14 protein-coding genes and 1 pseudogene are annotated in these 17,261 nt (G+C 73.0%); 5 read left to right on the top strand and 10 right to left on the bottom strand.

Annotation, left to right across the window (positions count from 1 at the left end; translation table 11 throughout):
- Positions 1 to 154 precede the first annotated feature (154 nt).
- Positions 155 to 1,000, bottom strand: a pseudogene (locus GA0070623_RS15975) (glycosyltransferase); the annotation flags it as partial.
- Complete coding sequence (rfaE2, locus tag GA0070623_RS15970) at positions 997 to 2,835, bottom strand: D-glycero-beta-D-manno-heptose 1-phosphate adenylyltransferase (RefSeq protein WP_067300624.1); 1,839 nt, start codon at positions 2,833 to 2,835, stop codon at positions 997 to 999. The pseudogene GA0070623_RS15975 and the gene rfaE2, both read right to left, overlap by 4 nt.
- A gap of 160 nt (positions 2,836 to 2,995) precedes the next feature.
- On the opposite strand from rfaE2, the gene GA0070623_RS15965 reads away from it, so the two are divergent.
- Entirely contained in the window at positions 2,996 to 3,544 is a 549-nt protein-coding gene (locus GA0070623_RS15965) for a type 1 glutamine amidotransferase domain-containing protein (protein ID WP_067300281.1), read from the top strand.
- A 211-nt stretch (positions 3,545 to 3,755) separates the two neighbouring features.
- Complete coding sequence (locus tag GA0070623_RS15960) at positions 3,756 to 5,432, top strand: MDR family MFS transporter (RefSeq protein WP_067300278.1); 1,677 nt, start codon at positions 3,756 to 3,758, stop codon at positions 5,430 to 5,432.
- A gap of 316 nt (positions 5,433 to 5,748) precedes the next feature.
- Here the strand turns inward: GA0070623_RS15960 and GA0070623_RS15955 are convergent, their stop codons facing one another.
- Positions 5,749 to 6,240 (bottom strand): NUDIX domain-containing protein, encoded by a 492-nt coding sequence (locus GA0070623_RS15955; protein ID WP_067300273.1) that lies wholly within the window; start codon positions 6,238 to 6,240, stop codon positions 5,749 to 5,751.
- 84 nt (positions 6,241 to 6,324) lie between these two features.
- Here GA0070623_RS15955 and GA0070623_RS15950 point away from each other — a divergent pair, with 84 nt between their 5' ends.
- On the top strand, positions 6,325 to 7,974 hold the full coding sequence (locus GA0070623_RS15950; protein WP_067300270.1) for a fatty acid--CoA ligase: 1,650 nt from the start codon (positions 6,325 to 6,327) through the stop codon (positions 7,972 to 7,974).
- A 201-nt stretch (positions 7,975 to 8,175) separates the two neighbouring features.
- Here GA0070623_RS15950 and GA0070623_RS15945 read toward each other — a convergent pair whose 3' ends face one another.
- From GA0070623_RS15945 to GA0070623_RS15925, 4 genes are all read right to left on the bottom strand, one after another.
- Entirely contained in the window at positions 8,176 to 9,189 is a 1,014-nt protein-coding gene (locus GA0070623_RS15945) for an NADPH:quinone reductase (protein ID WP_067300268.1), read from the bottom strand.
- A gap of 10 nt (positions 9,190 to 9,199) precedes the next feature.
- Positions 9,200 to 10,336 carry a glutathione-independent formaldehyde dehydrogenase gene (locus GA0070623_RS15940; RefSeq protein WP_067300265.1) on the bottom strand — a complete coding sequence of 379 codons (1,137 nt, stop codon included), beginning with the start codon at positions 10,334 to 10,336 and terminating at the stop codon, positions 9,200 to 9,202.
- A gap of 42 nt (positions 10,337 to 10,378) precedes the next feature.
- Positions 10,379 to 11,035, bottom strand: coding sequence for an HAD family hydrolase (locus tag GA0070623_RS15935; RefSeq protein WP_067300264.1), 657 nt, complete (start codon positions 11,033 to 11,035; stop codon positions 10,379 to 10,381).
- A gap of 288 nt (positions 11,036 to 11,323) precedes the next feature.
- Positions 11,324 to 11,542 (bottom strand): helix-turn-helix transcriptional regulator, encoded by a 219-nt coding sequence (locus tag GA0070623_RS15925; RefSeq protein WP_231932387.1) that lies wholly within the window; start codon positions 11,540 to 11,542, stop codon positions 11,324 to 11,326.
- Between the two features lie 174 nt (positions 11,543 to 11,716).
- Between GA0070623_RS15925 and GA0070623_RS30005 the strand changes: the two genes are divergently transcribed.
- Positions 11,717 to 11,887: a hypothetical protein gene (locus tag GA0070623_RS30005; protein WP_157517412.1), complete on the top strand. Its 171-nt coding sequence runs from the start codon at positions 11,717 to 11,719 to the stop codon at positions 11,885 to 11,887.
- Between the two features lie 387 nt (positions 11,888 to 12,274).
- Entirely contained in the window at positions 12,275 to 12,559 is a 285-nt protein-coding gene (locus GA0070623_RS15915) for a hypothetical protein (RefSeq protein WP_067300263.1), read from the top strand.
- On the opposite strand, the gene GA0070623_RS15910 is transcribed toward GA0070623_RS15915, so the two are convergent.
- From GA0070623_RS15910 to GA0070623_RS15900, 3 genes are read right to left on the bottom strand one after another with little or no spacing between them, the layout of a single operon-like run.
- Positions 12,550 to 14,337, bottom strand: coding sequence for an ABC transporter ATP-binding protein (locus GA0070623_RS15910; RefSeq protein ID WP_067300262.1), 1,788 nt, complete (start codon positions 14,335 to 14,337; stop codon positions 12,550 to 12,552). The two genes, GA0070623_RS15915 and GA0070623_RS15910, sit on opposite strands and share 10 nt — an antisense overlap.
- Positions 14,338 to 14,341: 4 nt before the next feature.
- On the bottom strand, positions 14,342 to 16,276 hold the full coding sequence (locus GA0070623_RS15905; RefSeq protein WP_067300260.1) for an ABC transporter ATP-binding protein: 1,935 nt from the start codon (positions 16,274 to 16,276) through the stop codon (positions 14,342 to 14,344).
- Between the two features lie 5 nt (positions 16,277 to 16,281).
- A complete protein-coding gene (locus tag GA0070623_RS15900) occupies positions 16,282 to 17,256 on the bottom strand; it encodes a hypothetical protein (RefSeq protein ID WP_067300258.1) in 975 nt (324 codons plus the stop codon).
- Positions 17,257 to 17,261: the final 5 nt, after the last annotated feature.

Raw genomic sequence — 17,261 nt, 5'->3', positions numbered from 1 at the left:
GGGCAGGGGTGCGGCGTCGGGCCTGGTCAGGCCGGTTGTGCGGCGTCGGGCTGGCTCAGGCCGGTTGTGCGGTTTCGGCGTGGGTCGGTCGTGTGGTGTCGGTGGTGGTCCGCCGGGCCGGGTCGGCCGGTGTCGGCTGTCCGGTGTCGGCGGCGACGACCTCCCAGGCCTCGACGGCCCGGTCGGTGACCGTGGTCGGTGACTCCAGGTGGTAGGCGCCGCTGGGCAGCACGCCCGCGCCGCCGTACCGGGCCAGCACCGCGAGCTGGGCGGCGACGTCCTCGCCCTGGTGGTTCTCCGGAACCCGCCGCCAGAACTCGAAGCCGCCCGAGTCGACCAGCGCGGCCCGGTCGTAGAGCACGCAGCCGCCGATCCAGGAGACCTTGTACGCCCGCCAGGCCCCCGGCGGCAGGTCCACCTGCTGCTGGATGTGCAGCAGGTTCGCGGCCGGGTGGATCTCCGACCGCCGCCACTGGGGCGTTCCGGGGCGGACCACTTCCGGGACGACCGGCCCGGTCCACTCCTCGTAGTGCCGGTGGGTGTCCGGGCGTACGTCGTCGGCGTACGACAGGCCGTGCACCGCGTTGCCGACGAACCCGCAGCCCAGTTCCCCGATCGCGGTGACCAGCCGCTGCACGGTGCCCGGTTCCAGCCAGACGTCGTCGTCGAGGCAGAGCACGTACCGGGCCGCCGACCGGCCCAGCAGGTACGCCCGGTGCTCGGCCAGCCCGCGTCGGGGCAGCCGGCGGGTGAGCAGCACCGGGTGCCCCCGGTGGCGCAGCGCCCGGACCATGGTGGCCGCCGCCGGGTGGGCGAAGGCCGGTTCGTCGTCGGACTGGTCGCTGACCACCACCCCGAAACCGGGCACCCCGCCCTGGGCGGCCAGCCCGGCCAGGGTGACCGCCAGTTCGGCAGGCCGGTTGCGGGTGGGAATCAGCACGTCGAGCCGCCGGGGTCGGCGGAACTCCCCGGTCGTGCCGAGGTCGAGCGGTCGGTTCACGTGGTCCCGCCGATCCGCTCCGCGGTCGTGGCCGGGGCGGCCGGCATGCTCGCCGGGCCGGGTGCGGCCGGCGGGTCGAGGGTGGCCTGGGCGCGGATCCGGTCGATGATCGCCGAGGTGGACCGGTCCGGCACGTAACCGAGGGTACGCACCTGACCGCCGAGCCGGCGGACCAGCGGCGCCTCCGGGACCATCTCCGGCGGGTAGTCGCCGCCCTTGACGTACACGTCGGGTCGGACCGCCTCGATCAGCCCGGCCGGCGAGTCCTCCTCGAAGACCACCACGTGGTCCACGCAGGAGAGCGCGGCGAGCAGGGTGACCCGGTCCTCGACCGGGTTGACCGGCCGGTCGGCACCCTTGAGCCGGCGGACGCTGGCGTCGGAGTTGACCGCGACCACCAGCAGGTCGCCGAGGGCCCGGGCCTGTTCCAGGTAGCGCACGTGACCGGGGTGCAGCACGTCGAAGCAGCCGTTGGTGAACACCACGGACCGGCCGGCCCGGCGGTGGTCGGCGACGATCGCGTCCAGCTCGCCGGTGCCGACCAGGGGCGGGTGCGCGGTGCCGTCGGGTGCGCCGCCGAGCGCGTCGAGCAGGTCCTCCCGGCGGCACACGCAGGTGCCGGTGTCGGAGACGGTGATGGTGGCGGCGAGCTGGGCCAGTTGGGCGGCGGTGGGTAGCGACGCCTCGGCGGCCAGCGCCAGGGTCATCGCCGCCAGGTAGGCGTCCCCCGCGCCGACGGCATGGCTGGCCGGCACCGGGGTGCTGTGGCTGCGTCGGGGTGCCCCGTCCGCGCCGCCGACGATGGCACCCTCGGTGTCCAGGGTCACCGCCACCACGTCCGCGCCGGTGTGCTCCCGCAGCTCGGCCAGCCGCGCCTGGGCCAGCACGGCCCGGTCGACGCCCGCGCCGACGGTGGCGTTGACGGTCACCCCGGCCCCGGTCACGCTCAGCCCGTCACCGGTCAGCGCGACCCGGCCCTCGGCGGGGGTCGGTTCGCCGGTCGGGCCGGTCGGTGCCCGGCCGACCCCGCCCGGGGCGGTGCCGACGACCAGCTCCGACGGCCCGTCCGCCGGGTCGTTCGGCGGGTGGTCCAGGTGCAGGTCGGTGCCGCCGGTACGGGTCGGGGCGGGCGGTGCGCCGAAGCCGGCCGCCGCCCGCGCCAGCAGCCGGGTCGCCTCGGCGAAGCTGGGCGTGACCACCGTCGGGTTCAGCCCCCGCCAGTCGGCGAGGTCGTGGGCGTCCAGGGCGACGGTGGCGTACCGGTGCCGGTGGGCCACCAGCCAGGCGCGCACCGCGGCGGGCAACGCGCCCAGGCCGTAGTCGCAGACGACCAGGGTGGGCGCGGCTCCGCCGGTCACCGCCCGCAGCTCCTCGGTGGCGCAGCTCAGCGCGGTGAGCAGCCGGGAGACCCCGTCGTCGTCGAGCGGTTCGTCGGGGTCGCCGGAGTCCTCCCGGAGCAGGATCTGGTTGCCGGCCAGCATCCGGCGCTTCACCGGGGTCGGCCGGTGCGGCTCGCTGACGGTACGGTCCCAGACACCGGCCCGGTCCAGGCAGTCGTGCAATTCGTCGCCGGCCACGTCCGCGCCGACCGGGGCGACCAACAGCGCCCGCCCGCCGAGGGCGGCGACGTTGACGGCGGTGTTCGCGGCCCCACCGGCGGCGGTGATCCGCCGACGCAGGGTGAGGATCGGCGCGGGTGCCTCCCGGCAGAGCCGCTCCGAGTCGGCGAAGCGCCACTCGTCGAGCATGGCGTCGCCGACGACGAGGACGGCCCGGTCCCGCCAGCTCTCCACGACCGTGGCGAGCCTGCGCTGTTCCGCTGCTGCTCCTGCCATGCCCACCGGGATCCCCCGGCCTGGCCTGGTCAAACCCGGTCCGTCGGCGGGTCGGGGCCGGTGCCGGGGGTGGCCGTTGCGGGGATCGGGCGAGCACCGTCACGTTTCGGGCCACCGGCCCCGGGAACCGACCAGAGGTATCCGGAGAGGAGAAAACGACATGGCTACCACCACACTGCAGGGCAAGCGGATCGCGTTCCTCGCCACCGACGGGGTGGAGGAGGTCGAGTACGTCAAGCCGCGCGAGGCGGTCGAGAACGCCGGGGCGACCGCCGAACTGGTGTCGCTCGAGTCCGGCACCATCCAGGCGTTCAACCACCTGGACCAGGCCAAGACGTACGACGTGGACGTGACGGCGGCCGACGCGGACGCCGACGGCTACGACGCGCTGGTGCTCCCCGGCGGGGTGGCCAACCCGGACTTCCTGCGCACCGACCCGGACGCGGTCCGGTTCGTCCAGGCGTTCTTCGCGGCCGGCAAGCCGGTCGGGGTGATCTGCCACGGGCCGTGGACGCTGATCGAGGCGGGCGTGGTGTCGGGCCGGCGGATCACGAGCTGGCCGAGTCTGCGTACCGACCTCACCAACGCCGGCGCGACCTGGGTGGACGAGCAGGTGGTGACCGACGGCGGCCTGGTCAGCAGCCGCAACCCCGACGACCTGCCGGCCTTCTGCGCCGCGATCGTCGACCGGTTCGCCACCGCCGGCTGACCCGGCGGCGTCGACCGGTTCGCTGTTACCGCTGATCTGGCGGGTGTCGGCACGATCCACGACGGGTGGACGTCGCCGGGGGGACGGGTCGCCGTTTCCCCGGCGACGACCGGGTTGTCGGCGGCGGGGCCGACCGGCCCGGCCATCACGATCGGGGCGGTTTTCCCGGTGCGGGCAGGCATGTTCGCCCAGAAGCGGGAAAGAAGGCGGGATGACCGCCCAGACCAACGGCCGCCCGGTGCTCCGGGCCCGCCAGCTCCGCCTGTTGATGTTCGGCCTGATGACCGGCATGCTGCTGGCCGCGCTGGACCAGACCATCGTCGGTACGGCACTGCCCACCATCGTCGGCGAGTTGGGCGGGATCGACCACTACTCGTGGGTGGTCACCGCCTACCTGCTCGCCTCGACCGCCTCGACCCCGCTGTACGGCAAGATGGCCGACCTGTACGGCCGGCGGCCGGTCTTCCTCTTCTCGATCGGCACGTTCCTGCTCGGCTCGCTGCTGGCCGGGTTGTCGCAGGACATGACCCAGCTCATCGTCACCCGGGGGGTGCAGGGCATCGGCGCGGGCGGCCTGATGACGCTGGCGTTCACCATCATCTCGGATGTGGTCTCCCCCCGGGAGCGGGGCCGCTACCAGGGGCTGTTCGGGGCGGTGTTCGGGGTCTCCTCGGTGGCCGGGCCGCTGGTCGGCGGCTACTTCGCCGAGACCAACTGGCGGTGGATCTTCTACCTGAACGTGCCGTTGGCGATCCTGGCGATCGTGGTCTGCTACCACGTGCTGCGGTTGATCCCGTTCGAGCGGCGGGAGCACACCGTCGACTGGCTGGGGGCGGGGCTGCTGGTCGCCGGGGTGAGCGCGCTGCTGCTGGCGCTGAGCTGGGGCGGCAACTCCTACCCCTGGGGCTCCGCGACGATCATCGGGCTGTTCGTGGCCGGCGCGGTGCTCGGGGCGGCGTTCGTGTGGCAGGAGGCCCGGGTCGCCGAGCCGATCCTGCCGTTGGGGCTGTTCCGTTCCGCGACGTTCGCGTTGGCCAACTCGGCCGGCTTCGTGCTCGGTCTGGTGATGTTCGGGTCGATCATCTTCATCCCGCTCTACCTCCAGATCGTCAAGGGCGCGTCGCCCACCCGCAGCGGCCTGCTGATGCTGCCGATGATGGCCGGCATCATCGTCACCTCGATCGTGACCGGCCGGGCGATGAGCCGGATGGGCCGGTACAAGTGGTTCCCGGTGGCCGGTTCGGGGGTGCTGGTCGTCGGCATGCTGCTGTTCACCCGGCTCCAGGTGGACAGCTCGCTCTGGGCGGCGTTCGGCTACATGGTGGTGATCGGCGTCGGGCTGGGCCTGTGCATGCAGTCGCTGATCCTCGGCGTGCAGAACGCCGTGGACGTGCGGAACCTCGGCGCGGCGACCTCCGCCGCGACGTTCTTCCGGTCGTTGGGCGGCTCGTTCGGGGTGGCTATCCTGGGCGCGGTGCTCTCCACCCGGCTCGCCAGCGGGCTCGCCGACCGGCTGCCGGGCGCGATCGCCCAGCTCCCCGCCGAGCAGCGGGCGGCGGTGGCGGCCAGCGGCGGCACGGACATCTCGATCAACGATCCGGCGACGATCCTCGCCCTGCCCGGCCCGGTGCGGGCGGCCATCCAGGCGTCCTTCGTCGAGTCGCTGCACCTGGTCTTCCTGACCACCGGCCTGATCGCCCTGGTCGCCGTGCTGGTCACCCTGGCCCTGCCGAACGACCAGCTCCGGGGTGCCGGCCCGCAGGGCGCCACCGGCGGTGCCGACCCGCTCGGCGGCACGGCTCCCGCCCCTGGCGGCAAGCCCCTGACCAGGGAGTCCAAGGAGGAAGCCGCCGCCGACCTCAACGCCAAGTCCCAAACCATGCTCTAACCCCACCCACCCCACCCGCCCCACCCCACCCGCCCCGCCGCCCGCCCTCCACCGCCCCGCCGCGCCTCGCCCTCCCTCCACCGCCCCGCCCCTCTCGCCGCGGTGATCAAGAGGTTTACGTCAAGAATCGCGCGGGGGGTTGACGCAAATCTCTTGATCGATTGACGTAAACCTCTTGATCAACGGGAATGGCGGCGGGTCAGGGGCCGGGCGGGAGCCGGGCGGGCGAGCCGGCGGGGGCGGGCGGCGGGCCGGCGGGGGCGGGCGGCCGGCGGGCCGGCGGGGAGGAAGCGGGGGAGGGTGGAGTGGGCGAGGGTTACTTGAGGATCAGGCGGTTGGTTTGCTCGAAGACGGCGAGGTCGGCGAGGGTTTCCGGGACCGAGAGGGAGAGCGGGGCGGGGAACTCGTGGGGGTGCAGGAAGGCGGCGTCGGTGGTCTCGTCGGTGACCCGGGCCAGCTCGCCGTCCCAGTCGTCGACCCGGAACGCGGTGGTGAAGATCTGGTAGGTGTGGCCGTACATGTTGGTGTGGGTGCGGTCGGGGCCGGTGTAGAGGGCGAAGGCGCTGACCCGCAGGGCGCGTAGCCCGGTCTCCTCGCGGACCTCGCGGACCGCGCAGTCGGCGATCGACTCGCCGAGTTCCATCGCGCCCGCCGGCAGGGCCCACTGGCCGTTGTCCGAGCGCCGGATCAGCAGCACTCGGCCGGCGTTGTCGCGCACCACGGCCCGCGCTCCGACGAACATCAGCGTCCGGTCGCCGGCCAGGGCGCGGAGTTGTCCCACGTACGAGTCGGCCCAGGAGATACTCACCCGGACAATCTACGCAGCATCCCGGGGACGCTCGGACGTTCCGGGGGTTCCCAACGTGTGACCGGCGACACTAGCTTGTCACCCATGCGGAGCACGATGATGGACGCCCCACTCCAGGTGGCCCGGATCCTCGAACACGGCGTCACCGTGCACGGCACGGCCGAGGTGGTCACCTGGACCGGGGCCGAGCCGCGCCGGATGTCGTACGCCGAGGTGGGTCGCACGGCGGCCCGGCTCGCCCACGCGCTGCGCGACGAGTGCGGGGTGACCGGCGACGAACGGGTCGCCACCTTCATGTGGAACAACACCGAGCACCTGGTGGCGTACTTCGCCGTGCCGAGCATGGGCGCGGTGCTGCACACGCTGAACATCCGGCTCTTTCCCGACCAGGTCGCCTACATCGCCAACCACGCGCGGGACCACGTGCTGCTGGTCGACTCGACGCTGATCCCGCTGCTGGCCCGGGTGCTCGGTGAGCTGACCACGGTGCGGCACGTGGTGGTGGTCGGCGGCACCGACCCGGGGCCGCTGCGGGCGGTCGCCGGGGACGGGGTCACCTTCCACCGGTGGGACGAGCTGCTGGCGGGTCGCCCGGAGCACTTCGACTGGCCCGAGGTGGACGAGCGGGACGCCGCCGCGCTCTGCTACACCTCCGGCACCACCGGCCATCCCAAGGGGGTCGCCTACTCGCACCGGTCGATCTACCTGCACTCGTTGCAGGTGTGTCTGCCGGAGGGGTTCGGGCTCGCCCCGGGCGACCGTGAGCTGGCCATCGTGCCGATGTTCCACGCGATGTCGTGGGGGCTGCCGTTCGCGGCGTTCCTCTCCGGCGCGTCGCTGATCATGCCGGACCGGTTCCTCCAGGCCGCGCCGATCGCCGAGATGATCGCCGCCGAGCGGCCGACCCTGGCCGGCGCGGTGCCTACCATCTGGAACGACCTGTTGGCCTACCTGGACACCCACGACGTGGACACCTCCTCACTCAAGGAGGTGATCGTCGGCGGTTCGGCCTGCCCACCGGCGCTGATGCACGCGTTCGCCGAGCGGCACGGCATCGAGGTGATCCACGCCTGGGGGATGACCGAGATGTCCCCGTTGGGGTCGGTGTCCCGGGCGCCGGCCGGGGTGACCGGGGAGGACGCCTGGCGGTACCGCTACACGCAGGGCCGGGTTCCGGCCGGGGTGGCGGCCCGGATCGTCGGCCCGCTGGGCGAGCCGCTGCCCGCCGACGGGACGTCCGTGGGCGAGCTGGAGGTGCGTGGCCCGTGGGTGACCGCGCGGTACGTCGGCGACGACGCCCCCGACCCGGAGAAGTTCCACGACGGCTGGCTGCGTACCGGCGACGTCGGCATGCTCTCGCCGGACGGGTTCCTCACCCTCACCGACCGGGCCAAGGACGTGATCAAGTCGGGTGGGGAGTGGATCTCCTCGGTGGAGCTGGAGAACGCGTTGATGGCCCACCCGGACGTGCAGGAGGCCTGTGTGGTGGGGGTGCCGGACCAGCGCTGGGGTGAGCGTCCGTTGGCGACCGTCGTGGTCCGCGAGGGCGCGGCGACCAGTGTGGAGCAGCTTCGTACCTTCCTCGCCGGCTCGGTGGCACACTGGCAGGTGCCGGAGCGCTGGGCGGTCATCGACGCGGTGCCGAAGACCAGCGTCGGCAAGTTCGACAAGAAGGTGGTGCGTTCGCGGTACGCCGACGGCGACCTGGAGGTACGGGAGCTGGCGGGGCCGTAACACTTTTCGGCGACTCGTCGCCGATGGGGTAGGGACGTCACTCCTGAAACATCCCTCCCCAGGGGCGGCCCCGGCGTTCGCACCGCGCCGGGGCCGCCCTTCCTTGCGGTTGACCCGCTATGTCATTGTTGCGAAACCTGCTGGCCTCTGTCCGGGTGATTGCGAAATGTCCTCGGATTCACCGGCCGGCGTCGTCCGGATCTACTGTCCGGTGGTGTCCAGCAGGACCTTGCCCACCACCGCGCCCTCCACCGCCTGGTGGGCGGCTGCGGCCTGGGCCAGCGGATAGCGGTGCAGCGGCAGGCCGGCCTCCTCGCCCACCCGTACCGCCCCCTGGGCGACCGCCGCCGCCACGTCGGTCACCGCCTGCGCCTTGGCCGCCTTCGGCTCGGTGTAGACCAGCACGAACTGCCAGCGGGCGTTCGGCACCATCAGCGGCCGGATCGGCAGGGTCAGCTCGTCGCCACCGTCGTCGGCGTAGACGCAGACCGCCCCGCCGGCCCGCAGCACCTGCACGTCGACGGCGGCGTTGCGGGCGGCGGAGACCTCGACGACCGTGTGCACCCCGTCGGGGGCGATCTTGCGGACCTCCTCGACCACGTCCTGCTCCCGGTAGTCGATCACGAAGGAGGCGCCGGCCGCCGCCGCGAGCTGGGCCTTCTCCGGGCTGCTCACCGTCGCGATCACACAGGCGTCGGCCCAGCGGGCCAACTGGATCGCCGCGTTGCCGACCGCACCCGCCCCGCCCTGCACCAGCACCACGTGGTCACCGAGCGCCCCGGCGTGCAGCGCGTCCGGCACGTACTCGCCGACGGTCAGGCAGCGGTGCGCGGTGAGGAACGGGATGCCCAGGCACGCGCCCAGCTCGAAGGAGGCGTCCCCGAGTGGCACCACCTGCCGGACGGGCACCACCGTGTACTCGGCGGCGGTGCCCCACGGACGTTGCCAGGCGGCCTCCCAGATCCACACCCGTTCACCGGTCAGGCCCCGGTCGACCCCCGCGCCGACCGCCTCCACCACCCCCGCGCCGTCCTGCCCCGGGGTCTGCCAGCCGGTCGGCAACGGCCACTGCCGCCGCGCCTTCCAGTCGGTCGGGTTCACCCCGGCCACCGCCAGCCGGACCAGCACCTCGCCCGGCCCCGGCTCGGGCACCGGCCGGTCGACCAGCTGGAGCACCGACGGGTCACCGGTCCGCTCGTACACGATCGTCTGCATCGCCGTCCCCTCAGGCCGCCGGTTTGAGCACCACCTTCGAGTAGCCCGCCTCGCGGCGGTCGAAACGTCGGTACGCGTCCGGTGCCGCGTCCAACGGCAACTCCTTGCTCACCACGAAGCTCGGGGTGGCCCGGCCCGCCATGATCAGGTTCCGCAGGTACTCGTTGTAGGTCTTCACGTTGGCCTGCCCGGTCCCCATCCGCAGGCCCTTCTCGAAGAGCTTGCCCATCTTGAACAGCAGCTCGCCCCTGCCGGAGTGCTCGTCGGGCGCACCCGGGTCGTTGGCCAGGTAGAGGCCGACCACGCCGATCGCGCCGGTCGCCCGGACCACCTCGACCAGGCTGTTCAGCACCGCCGCCGGCTGCTCCGTGTCACCCTCCCCGGTGGCCTGGTAGCCGACCGCGTCCACCCCGTGGTCGGTGCCCACCCCGTCGGTCCGGTCGAGGATCTGCGCCACCGGGTCGCCGGCCGAGAAGTCGATCGGGGTCGCGCCGATCGACTCGGCCAGCCGCAACCGGTCCGGCACCCGGTCCACCAGGAACACCTCGGCGGCACCCATCAGGACCGCCGAGTACGCGGCCATCAGCCCGACCGGCCCGCCACCCATCACGGTGATCCGCTCACCGGGCCGCAACCCGGTCATCGCCACCCCGTGGTAGCCGGTGGGGAAGATGTCGGCGAGCATCGCGTAGTCGTTCTCGTGCTCGGTGCCGGGCGGCAGCTTCAGGCAGTTGAAGTCGGCGAACGGCACCCGCAGGTACTCCGCCTGCCCACCCCGGTACGGCCCCATCGCCACGTAGCCGTACGCGCCACCGGCGAAGCCGGGGTTGACGGTGAGACAGAAGCCGGTCTTCTGCTCACGGCAGTTGCGGCAGAACCCGCACCCCACGTTGAACGGCATCGACACCCGGTCGCCGACCTTGATGCCGCGTACCCCCGTGCCGGCCTCGACCACCGTGCCCATGTTCTCGTGGCCGAAGACGATGCCCGGCTCGGCGAGCGTGCGCCCCTCGTACATGTGCAGGTCCGAGCCGCAGATCGCGGTCGTGGTGATCTGCACGACCACGTCGTCCGGGTGCTCGATGCGCGGGTCCTCGACGTCGTTGACCGCCACCTCGTGCGGCCCCTGGTACACCACAGCTCTCATGGTCCCGACGCTAGGCGGCCCGGCCGGGTCGCGGAGGCGGTTTCAGCCGAGCCGGTCCACCACCTCCGGGGTGAGGTCGTGCACCGAGGAGAGCACCACCGCGGCCAGCTCCGCCGCGTCCGGGTCCAGCGGGTACGACCCGTGCGGCACCGCGACCACCCGCATCCCGGCGGCGGCGGCCGAGCGGACCCCGTTGGAGGAGTCCTCGACGGCGGCACACCGGGCCGGGTCGACCCCGAGCCGCTCGGCGACGGCCAGGTACACGTCGGGCGCGGGCTTGCCCCGGGCGGTCCGCTCGGTCGACAGGGTGACCCGGAACTCGGCGGTGAGGTCCGCGGCGGCCAGCGCCGCGGCGATCAGCCGGGTCGGCGAGGAACTGGCCAACCCCAGCGGCCACCGCGCGGCCAACCGGCGTACCACCAGGTCGGCGTCGTCGATCAGCGGTACGCGCACCGCGTACCGCCGGGCCATCTCCTCGACCACCTCGGTGGCGACCTGCTCGGCGCCCCGGTCGACGCCCAGCTCACCGCTGAGGTACTCGGCCCACTCGCCGGTGCTCATCCCCATCAGCCGCCGCTGGGTGTCGGGCTGCCAGGTGCCGCCCCGCGCCGCCACGTACGCCCGGCGCACCTCCTCCCAGACCGGCTCCGAGTCCACGATCACGCCGTCCAGGTCGAACACCACCGCATCCACCGTCACCCCGCCATCCTCCCCGACCCCACCCGCCGGTCTGGTGGTGGCCCCGATGGAGTCAGCCCTGCTCGTCCTCGTCGGCTGGCGGCCTGGGGCGGCGGTAGTCGCGGATGTACGCCTCGACGTCCGACCGTAGTCAGATCGCACCGGCCTGCAGGATCTCCGAACGGGCGCGGGAAGTACGGCTGCAAGATGAACTGCCTGAACCGCGACCGGCTCACGCCGAGCATGTCGATGATTTCGCCCGGACCAACGAGCGGTCCCGGAACCTCCGGCTCACCCATGCCCGTTCGGTCAGCTTTGATCATCTTCGTCCGATGGTGGCTTGGGGCTGCGGTGTTCCCTGATCCACTCTTCGACGTCCTCGGTCAGCCACACCTTCATGCCCCGTAGCTCCCGGTAGGGCCTCGGAAAGGTGGACCGGTTCGCGATCTGCTGAAACCGCGACCGGGAGACGCCCAGGCGTTGGGCGATCTCGTAGGGCCCCATCAGGTCGCCCGGCCCTCGGTCCATGTCCCGAACGTATGCACGGTTTTATCTCCCCGATCGGGGATCCCCAATTGGGGCTCTCCAATTTGACACCCCCGTACCTCACGGTGTGGAATCGGTGACGCGGTGCCCCTGCCCTGGTGGAGCTGGGCTCGGCGGGGCGGGGTGCCGCAGTGACTTGAGGCCTGGGAGACGACCGTGACGCGCGAGGTGCCGTTGTTGGTGGAGCTGGCGTGGTGCTGTCTGGAGTGCCACCGCTACGAACGGTGCGAGAAGTGCACCGACAGTGGCTTCTGCTCGGCGCTGGAGGCCGCCCGCACCCGGATCAGGGCGTGGCGCAGGTACCGCAGTGTGTTCGGTTGGCGCTGATGGGGCGCTACGACCTGCGGCCCGTTCTGCCTGCCTGGACGTGTGCCTGGTGTGAATCGCCCCGGCCGTGTCCCACCCGCCGACGCGAGTTGATCGCGGAGTACGACCGCGCTCAACACCGCCGCGCCAGGCGGATCGACTGTTCGTCAACCAGCGCTGCCTCGCCGATCATGGAGTTGTGGTGGGTAACAAAACGCCCGTAAAACCCCCAAAATCGGCACCACAACTCCATGATCGCCAAGCAGGCCTGCCCTGCTGCCCGATCGGGCGCTTGGTTGACCGGCCGCCCACGGCGTTGACGCAACGGTGTTGCGACCGCCCTCCGGTGTCCCTCGGCCTCTACCTGGGCGGGCCGTGAGTCGTGACCGGGCAGCTAAGGGACCTGCGATGACCACACTCCGAGCGGGTGACCTGATCCAGGTGACCCGCGCGGCCAGCGTGCAGTTCGTCAGGCCCATCCGGTGCCGGGTCATCCGGGTGCTGGACTGGATCACCTACGACGGCTGGTGCTGGCTCGACGTCTACCAACTGGACGACAGGGGCGACGCGGTGGCCCGACGGTCCATCTACGTGCAGCCGGCGGGGCTGGTCGTCCACCGCCGGACCGCCCCCGTGCCGGTCCGGCAGCAGCGGCGGTCCGGCTCGGACGTACGGCCGGGAACTCAGCGGTAGGCGGCGGCCTGGGTGGCGTAGAGGGCGGCGTACACCCCGTCGAGGCGGATCAGCTCGTCGTGGGTGCCCAGCTCGCGTACCCCGCCGTCGCCGATCACCACGATCAGGTCCGCGCTGCGGACGGTGGAGAGCCGGTGCGACACGAACACCGTCACCCCGCCGCTGTCGGCGGCGACCCGGGCCGCGCCGTCGACGTACCGCGCGAACAGCCGGTGCTCGGCCTCGGCGTCCAGCGCCGACGCCGGCTCGTCCAGCACCATCAGCAGCGGAGCGTCGCGCATCATCGCCCGGCCGAGCGCGAGCTGCTGCCACTGCCCGCCGGAGGCGTCCACCCCACCGTCGGCGTGACTGCGCCCCAGCCGGGTGTCCAGCCCGTCCGGCAGCTTGTCGAGGACGCTGCTGTGCGCGCGGGCCAGACCGGTGCGTACCGCGTCGTCGTCGGTGGCCCGGTGCAGGTCGCCGATGCCCACCACCAGCCGGGCGGTCAGCTCCGGGCGGGCGTAGTCCTGGAACACGGCGGTGGTCCGCTCCCGCCAGGCGGCGAGGTCGAGGTGCCGCAGGTCCACCCCGTCGACCTCGATCGTGCCCCGGTCGGGTTCGTAGAACCGGTTGAGCAGCTTGACCAGCGTGGTCTTGCCGGCGCCGTTCTCGCCCACGACCGCCACCGTGCTGCCGGCGGGCAGCAACAGGTCGACGTCCTGGAGCACCGGCCCGGCCGCGCCGGGATAGCTGAAGGTGACACCCCGCAGGCGGATGCCCTCCAGCAGACGGGCGGGCGGGCGCAGCGCAGTGGCCGGCGCGTCGGGTGCCGGGGCCGGCTGCGGCACCAGGTCGCGTACCTCGTCCAGCCGGCGCAGCGACCGGCCGCTGCGCGCGAGCTGCTGGGTGATCGTCACCGCGGCGGCCACCTGCTGGTTGAGCTGCGAGGCGAGCAGGACCGCCAACACCACGTCACCGACGTCCGCGTGGCCACGGATCGCGTCGCGGACCACCAGCACCAGCGCGGCGACGTAGCCGAGACCGAACACGCCCTGCCCGGCCGCGCGCCACCACCCGGCGGCCAGCTCGCCCCGCCAGATCCGGGCGGTGGCCCGCTGCCAGTGCCCGGCGTATCGCTGTTGCAGGTGCCCGACCAGGCCCAGCAGCCGCAGCTCCTTGGCCGAGGCCGCGTCGGTGGTCAGCTCGAACAGGTGCCGGGCCTGCCGGGTGTCGACGATGCTCTCCTCGCGCGCCCGGTCGGCGGCGGCCTGCGCCCGCCGGCCCGCCAGCACCGGCAGCGCGGCCAGCAGCGGCAGCACCACCAGCGCCGGGTGGACCAGGGTGAGCAGCACGGTGGTCAGCAGCAGGCTGACCGCCAGCGAGCCGCCGGTCAGCAGCGCCTGCAACCCCTCGCCGACGCGCTGCAACTCGTCCTGCGCCAGCGCCATCCGGTCGGCGCTGTCGGGCCGCTCGTGGTGATCGAGATACGGCGTGCCGTTGCTGATCTCGATGAGCTGCTCGTCGGTGCTCAGCACGTTGAGTTCGGACACCTCGAAGTACCCGATGTGGGCGAAGTGCGCGCAGGTCAGCGCCGCGATCGCGGCCACCGCGACGGCCAGCCCGGCCCAGGCCGCCGACGCGGCGTGACCGGCCGCCGCCGCGTTGGTGAGCTGCCGGAGCGCCACCGCCGCCAGCGGCAGCGCGACCGCGTTGCCCGCCATCAGCGCCAACGCCACGGCCATCTTGCGCCGGTCCTGCCGCCACGACAGCCGCAGCAGCCCGGTGATCGCCGTCAACATCGCCTCACCCCGGTACCTGGGTCAGTGGTTCGCTGTCGGCCTCGTCGGCGAAGCGTTCCGCCTGGAGCGTGAACATGGCGGCGTAGCGGCCGTTCGCGACCATCAGCTCGTCGTGGCTGCCCTGCTCGACGACATGCCCTTGGTCGAGCAGGACGATCCGGTCGGCCCGCCGGACGCTGGACAGCCGGTGCGAGATGAGGATGGTGGTCCGGCTCCGGGTCAGCTCGGCGAACCGGGCGAAGAACTCGGCCTCGGCGCGGACGTCCAACGCCGCGGTGGGCTCGTCCAGCACGAGCACGGTGCTGCCGTGGTAGAGCGCGAACAGCGCCCGCGCGATGGCGATCCGCTGCCACTGCCCGCCGGACAGGTCCAGACCACCCTCGTACGCCCGGGACAGCAACGTGTCCAGGCCGTCCGGCAACGCGTCGAGGGTGTCGAGCAGCCCCGCCTCCCGGGCCGCGCGCCGGATCCCGGCCCGGTCGTCGAGGTGCTCCACCGCACCGAAGCCGATGTTGGCGGCGGCGGAGAGTTCGTAGCGTACGAAGTCCTGGAACACCACGGCGATCCGGCGCTGCCAGTCCCGGGCCGGCAGGTCGGCGAGGTCGACGCCGTCGGCGCGCACCGTGCCGGCGCCGGGTGAGTAGAGCCGGGCCAGGAGCTTCACCAGGGTGGTCTTGCCGGCGCCGTTCACCCCGACCAGGGCGGTGCACTTCCCGGCGGGGATGTGCAGGTCCAGGCCGTCCAGCACCGGCCGGGCCGCCCCGGGGTAGCCGAAGTGGACGCCGGAGAAGTCGATCGCCGGAGCCGCAGCGGCCGGTGGCCCGGCCCGTCCGGTGTCGGCTGGTTCGGCCCGTCCGGTGTCGGCGGGTGGCCCGGCCCGGCCGGTGTCGGCTGGTTCGGCGTAGCGGGCCATGGACCGCTCGAACGCGGTGACGGCCGTCTCGGCGTTCATGCCGTACTGGGTCTGGGTGTCGGAGTCCGGATAGAACTCCCCCAGCCGGATCAACGCCAGCACCGCCTGGAGCACCAGCGCCAGCCCGGCCAGGTCGATCACCCCGTCGGCGGCGCGTGCCCCGGCCAGCGCCAGCACGGCGGCGACGCCGGTCAGCCCGACGGCCGTGTACCCCAGGTAGGGCCACAGGTAGATGCGTCGGCGTTCGGCCCACACCGGGGCCAGGGCGCGACGGTAGACCTGCCGGTAGCGCTCGGTCAGCCAGTCGGTCAGGCCGAAGACGCGCAGCTCCTTGGCCGCGGCCGGACCCATCGCCAGCCCGCGCAGGTAGCGGCTCTCCCGGCGCAGGTCGGCGACGTCGCGGATGACCAGGGCATAGCGGCGCAGCCCGCCGCGCTGCCCGTGCCGGAACAGCAGCACCACCACCAGCATCGCCAGCGCCGCCCACGGCCCCAGCACCACCGCGACCACCGCCGTGAACCCGACGACCTGGGTGTACGGCCCGACCAGCGCGATCAGCCCGGCGTACGCCGCGCCGGGGGTACGGAACGCGAACCGCAGCTCGTGCCCGGCCTCACCCAGCTCGTCCAGGACCGCCGGATCCTCCAGCGGGGTGATCTCCCGGGTCGACAGCGACGCGGCGATGAGCCGCCGGTACATGTGCCCGTCGACGCGCCGGGCGAGCTGCTCGGCGACCGCCTTCTGGGCCGCCTCGGCCAGGTGCAGCACGATCAGCGCCGCCCCGGCGACAGCCAGCGGCCACCACACCCGGGCCGGCGGGGTGGTGCCGTGCAGCACCGGCCCGATGCGGCCGACGGTGGCGCTGACGGCGACCGCGAAGACGACCGGCAGCACCCCCCGGACGACGCTGAGCGCGAGCGCGACGGCACTCCAGCCGGGGCCGGCGGCGGGCCACTGCCGGGCGATCCGTAGCCGGGCGAGCGCGGCCTGGCGTACCTGCCCGGTGCCGGTGGAGGGGGCGGCCATCGGGGTCAGCCGAAGACCTTCTCCCGCAGCGGCGCGGGCAGCTCCAGCTCCTGCCCGCAACTGCGTACCGACACCTGGTACGACTCCACCACCTCGGCGCTGTCCGCCACCGCCAGCTCCTCCTCGGTCAGGGCGGTCACCTGCCGCTCCCGGAAGCGGTACTCGTCGGCGTTGCCGTGCAGGCCGGGCACGACGTACGGCTCCGGCTCGACCGGGTTGTGGATCTTCGACTGGTCGGAGTTGAGGTCGCCGGCCGCACCCCAGCCGGTGAGCATCTCCGGCCGGTACAGGTGGTCGATGCCGAGGCGGGCGAACAACCGGGAGACCGTCTCCTGCGGGAACCGGCTGCACTCGTACGGGAAGTGCGTCACCGCCAGCCCCTCGGCCGCGGCGTAACGGCGCATCCGGGCGTAGTTCAGGGTGCTGAGCACGAAGTTCTCCACCACCCGCTCCCGCCCGATCCTGCCCTCCCACTTGGCCATCCACGAGTCGAGCGAGGCCCGCGGCTGCCGGTCCAGCACCAGCAGGCGCAGCCGGTCGACCGGCCAGCCGGCCTCGATCAGGCAGCGGGCCGGGTTGAACAGCGCCTCGAACGGCACGTACGGCCCGGCCATCTCCTTGGCGAACAGCACCGGCTCACCGTCGGGCAGCTTCCACGGCGAGCCCTCGCCGCCGGTCAGCGCGAACCGGCCGATGGTCTTGACCGGCTGGTAGTAGGCGGCGGCCCGGGCCATGCCGAACAGGTTGGTCACCGCCGTCGAGCCGACCCGGCAACGCCCCCAACCGAGCACCAGCAGCGGGTAGTCGGCCGGGCTCCGGCCGGCGAACCCGTCCCGCAGGGTGTGCACGATCTGGGCGGTGACCTCGTCGACGGTGGTGGTGACGACCTGGTAGCGGCCGTCGGGCGGCAACGGGGTGCCGGTGAGCGCGGCGTCGTCGGCGGCGGCCAACCGGTGCAGCAGCGGGTAGAGGTCGGTCATCGGGG

It is taken from the genome of Micromonospora rifamycinica (assembly GCF_900090265.1).
GTDB classification, from domain to species: Bacteria; Actinomycetota; Actinomycetes; order Mycobacteriales; family Micromonosporaceae; genus Micromonospora; species Micromonospora rifamycinica.
The sequence above is the reverse complement of the archived record's forward strand: the minus strand, read 5'-3'. Positions and strand labels throughout refer to the sequence as shown.

Bases quoted from the DNA above. Each gene is read 5' to 3' on its own strand.
- GA0070623_RS15910 (WP_067300262.1), bottom strand. From the start codon at position 14,337: ATGTTGACGGCGATCACCGGGCTGCTGCGGCTGTCGTGGCGGCAGGAC.
- GA0070623_RS15905 (WP_067300260.1), bottom strand. From the start codon at position 16,276: ATGGCCGCCCCCTCCACCGGCACCGGGCAGGTACGCCAGGCCGCGCTC.
- GA0070623_RS15945 (WP_067300268.1), bottom strand. From the start codon at position 9,189: ATGCAGACGATCGTGTACGAGCGGACCGGTGACCCGTCGGTGCTCCAG.
- GA0070623_RS15965 (WP_067300281.1), top strand. From the start codon at position 2,996: ATGGCTACCACCACACTGCAGGGCAAGCGGATCGCGTTCCTCGCCACC.
- GA0070623_RS15950 (WP_067300270.1), top strand. From the start codon at position 6,325: ATGCGGAGCACGATGATGGACGCCCCACTCCAGGTGGCCCGGATCCTC.
- GA0070623_RS15915 (WP_067300263.1), top strand. From the start codon at position 12,275: ATGACCACACTCCGAGCGGGTGACCTGATCCAGGTGACCCGCGCGGCC.
- GA0070623_RS15940 (WP_067300265.1), bottom strand. From the start codon at position 10,336: ATGAGAGCTGTGGTGTACCAGGGGCCGCACGAGGTGGCGGTCAACGAC.
- GA0070623_RS15900 (WP_067300258.1), bottom strand. From the start codon at position 17,256: ATGACCGACCTCTACCCGCTGCTGCACCGGTTGGCCGCCGCCGACGAC.
- GA0070623_RS15925 (WP_231932387.1), bottom strand. From the start codon at position 11,542: ATGGACCGAGGGCCGGGCGACCTGATGGGGCCCTACGAGATCGCCCAA.
- GA0070623_RS15960 (WP_067300278.1), top strand. From the start codon at position 3,756: ATGACCGCCCAGACCAACGGCCGCCCGGTGCTCCGGGCCCGCCAGCTC.
- rfaE2 (WP_067300624.1), bottom strand. From the start codon at position 2,835: ATGGCAGGAGCAGCAGCGGAACAGCGCAGGCTCGCCACGGTCGTGGAG.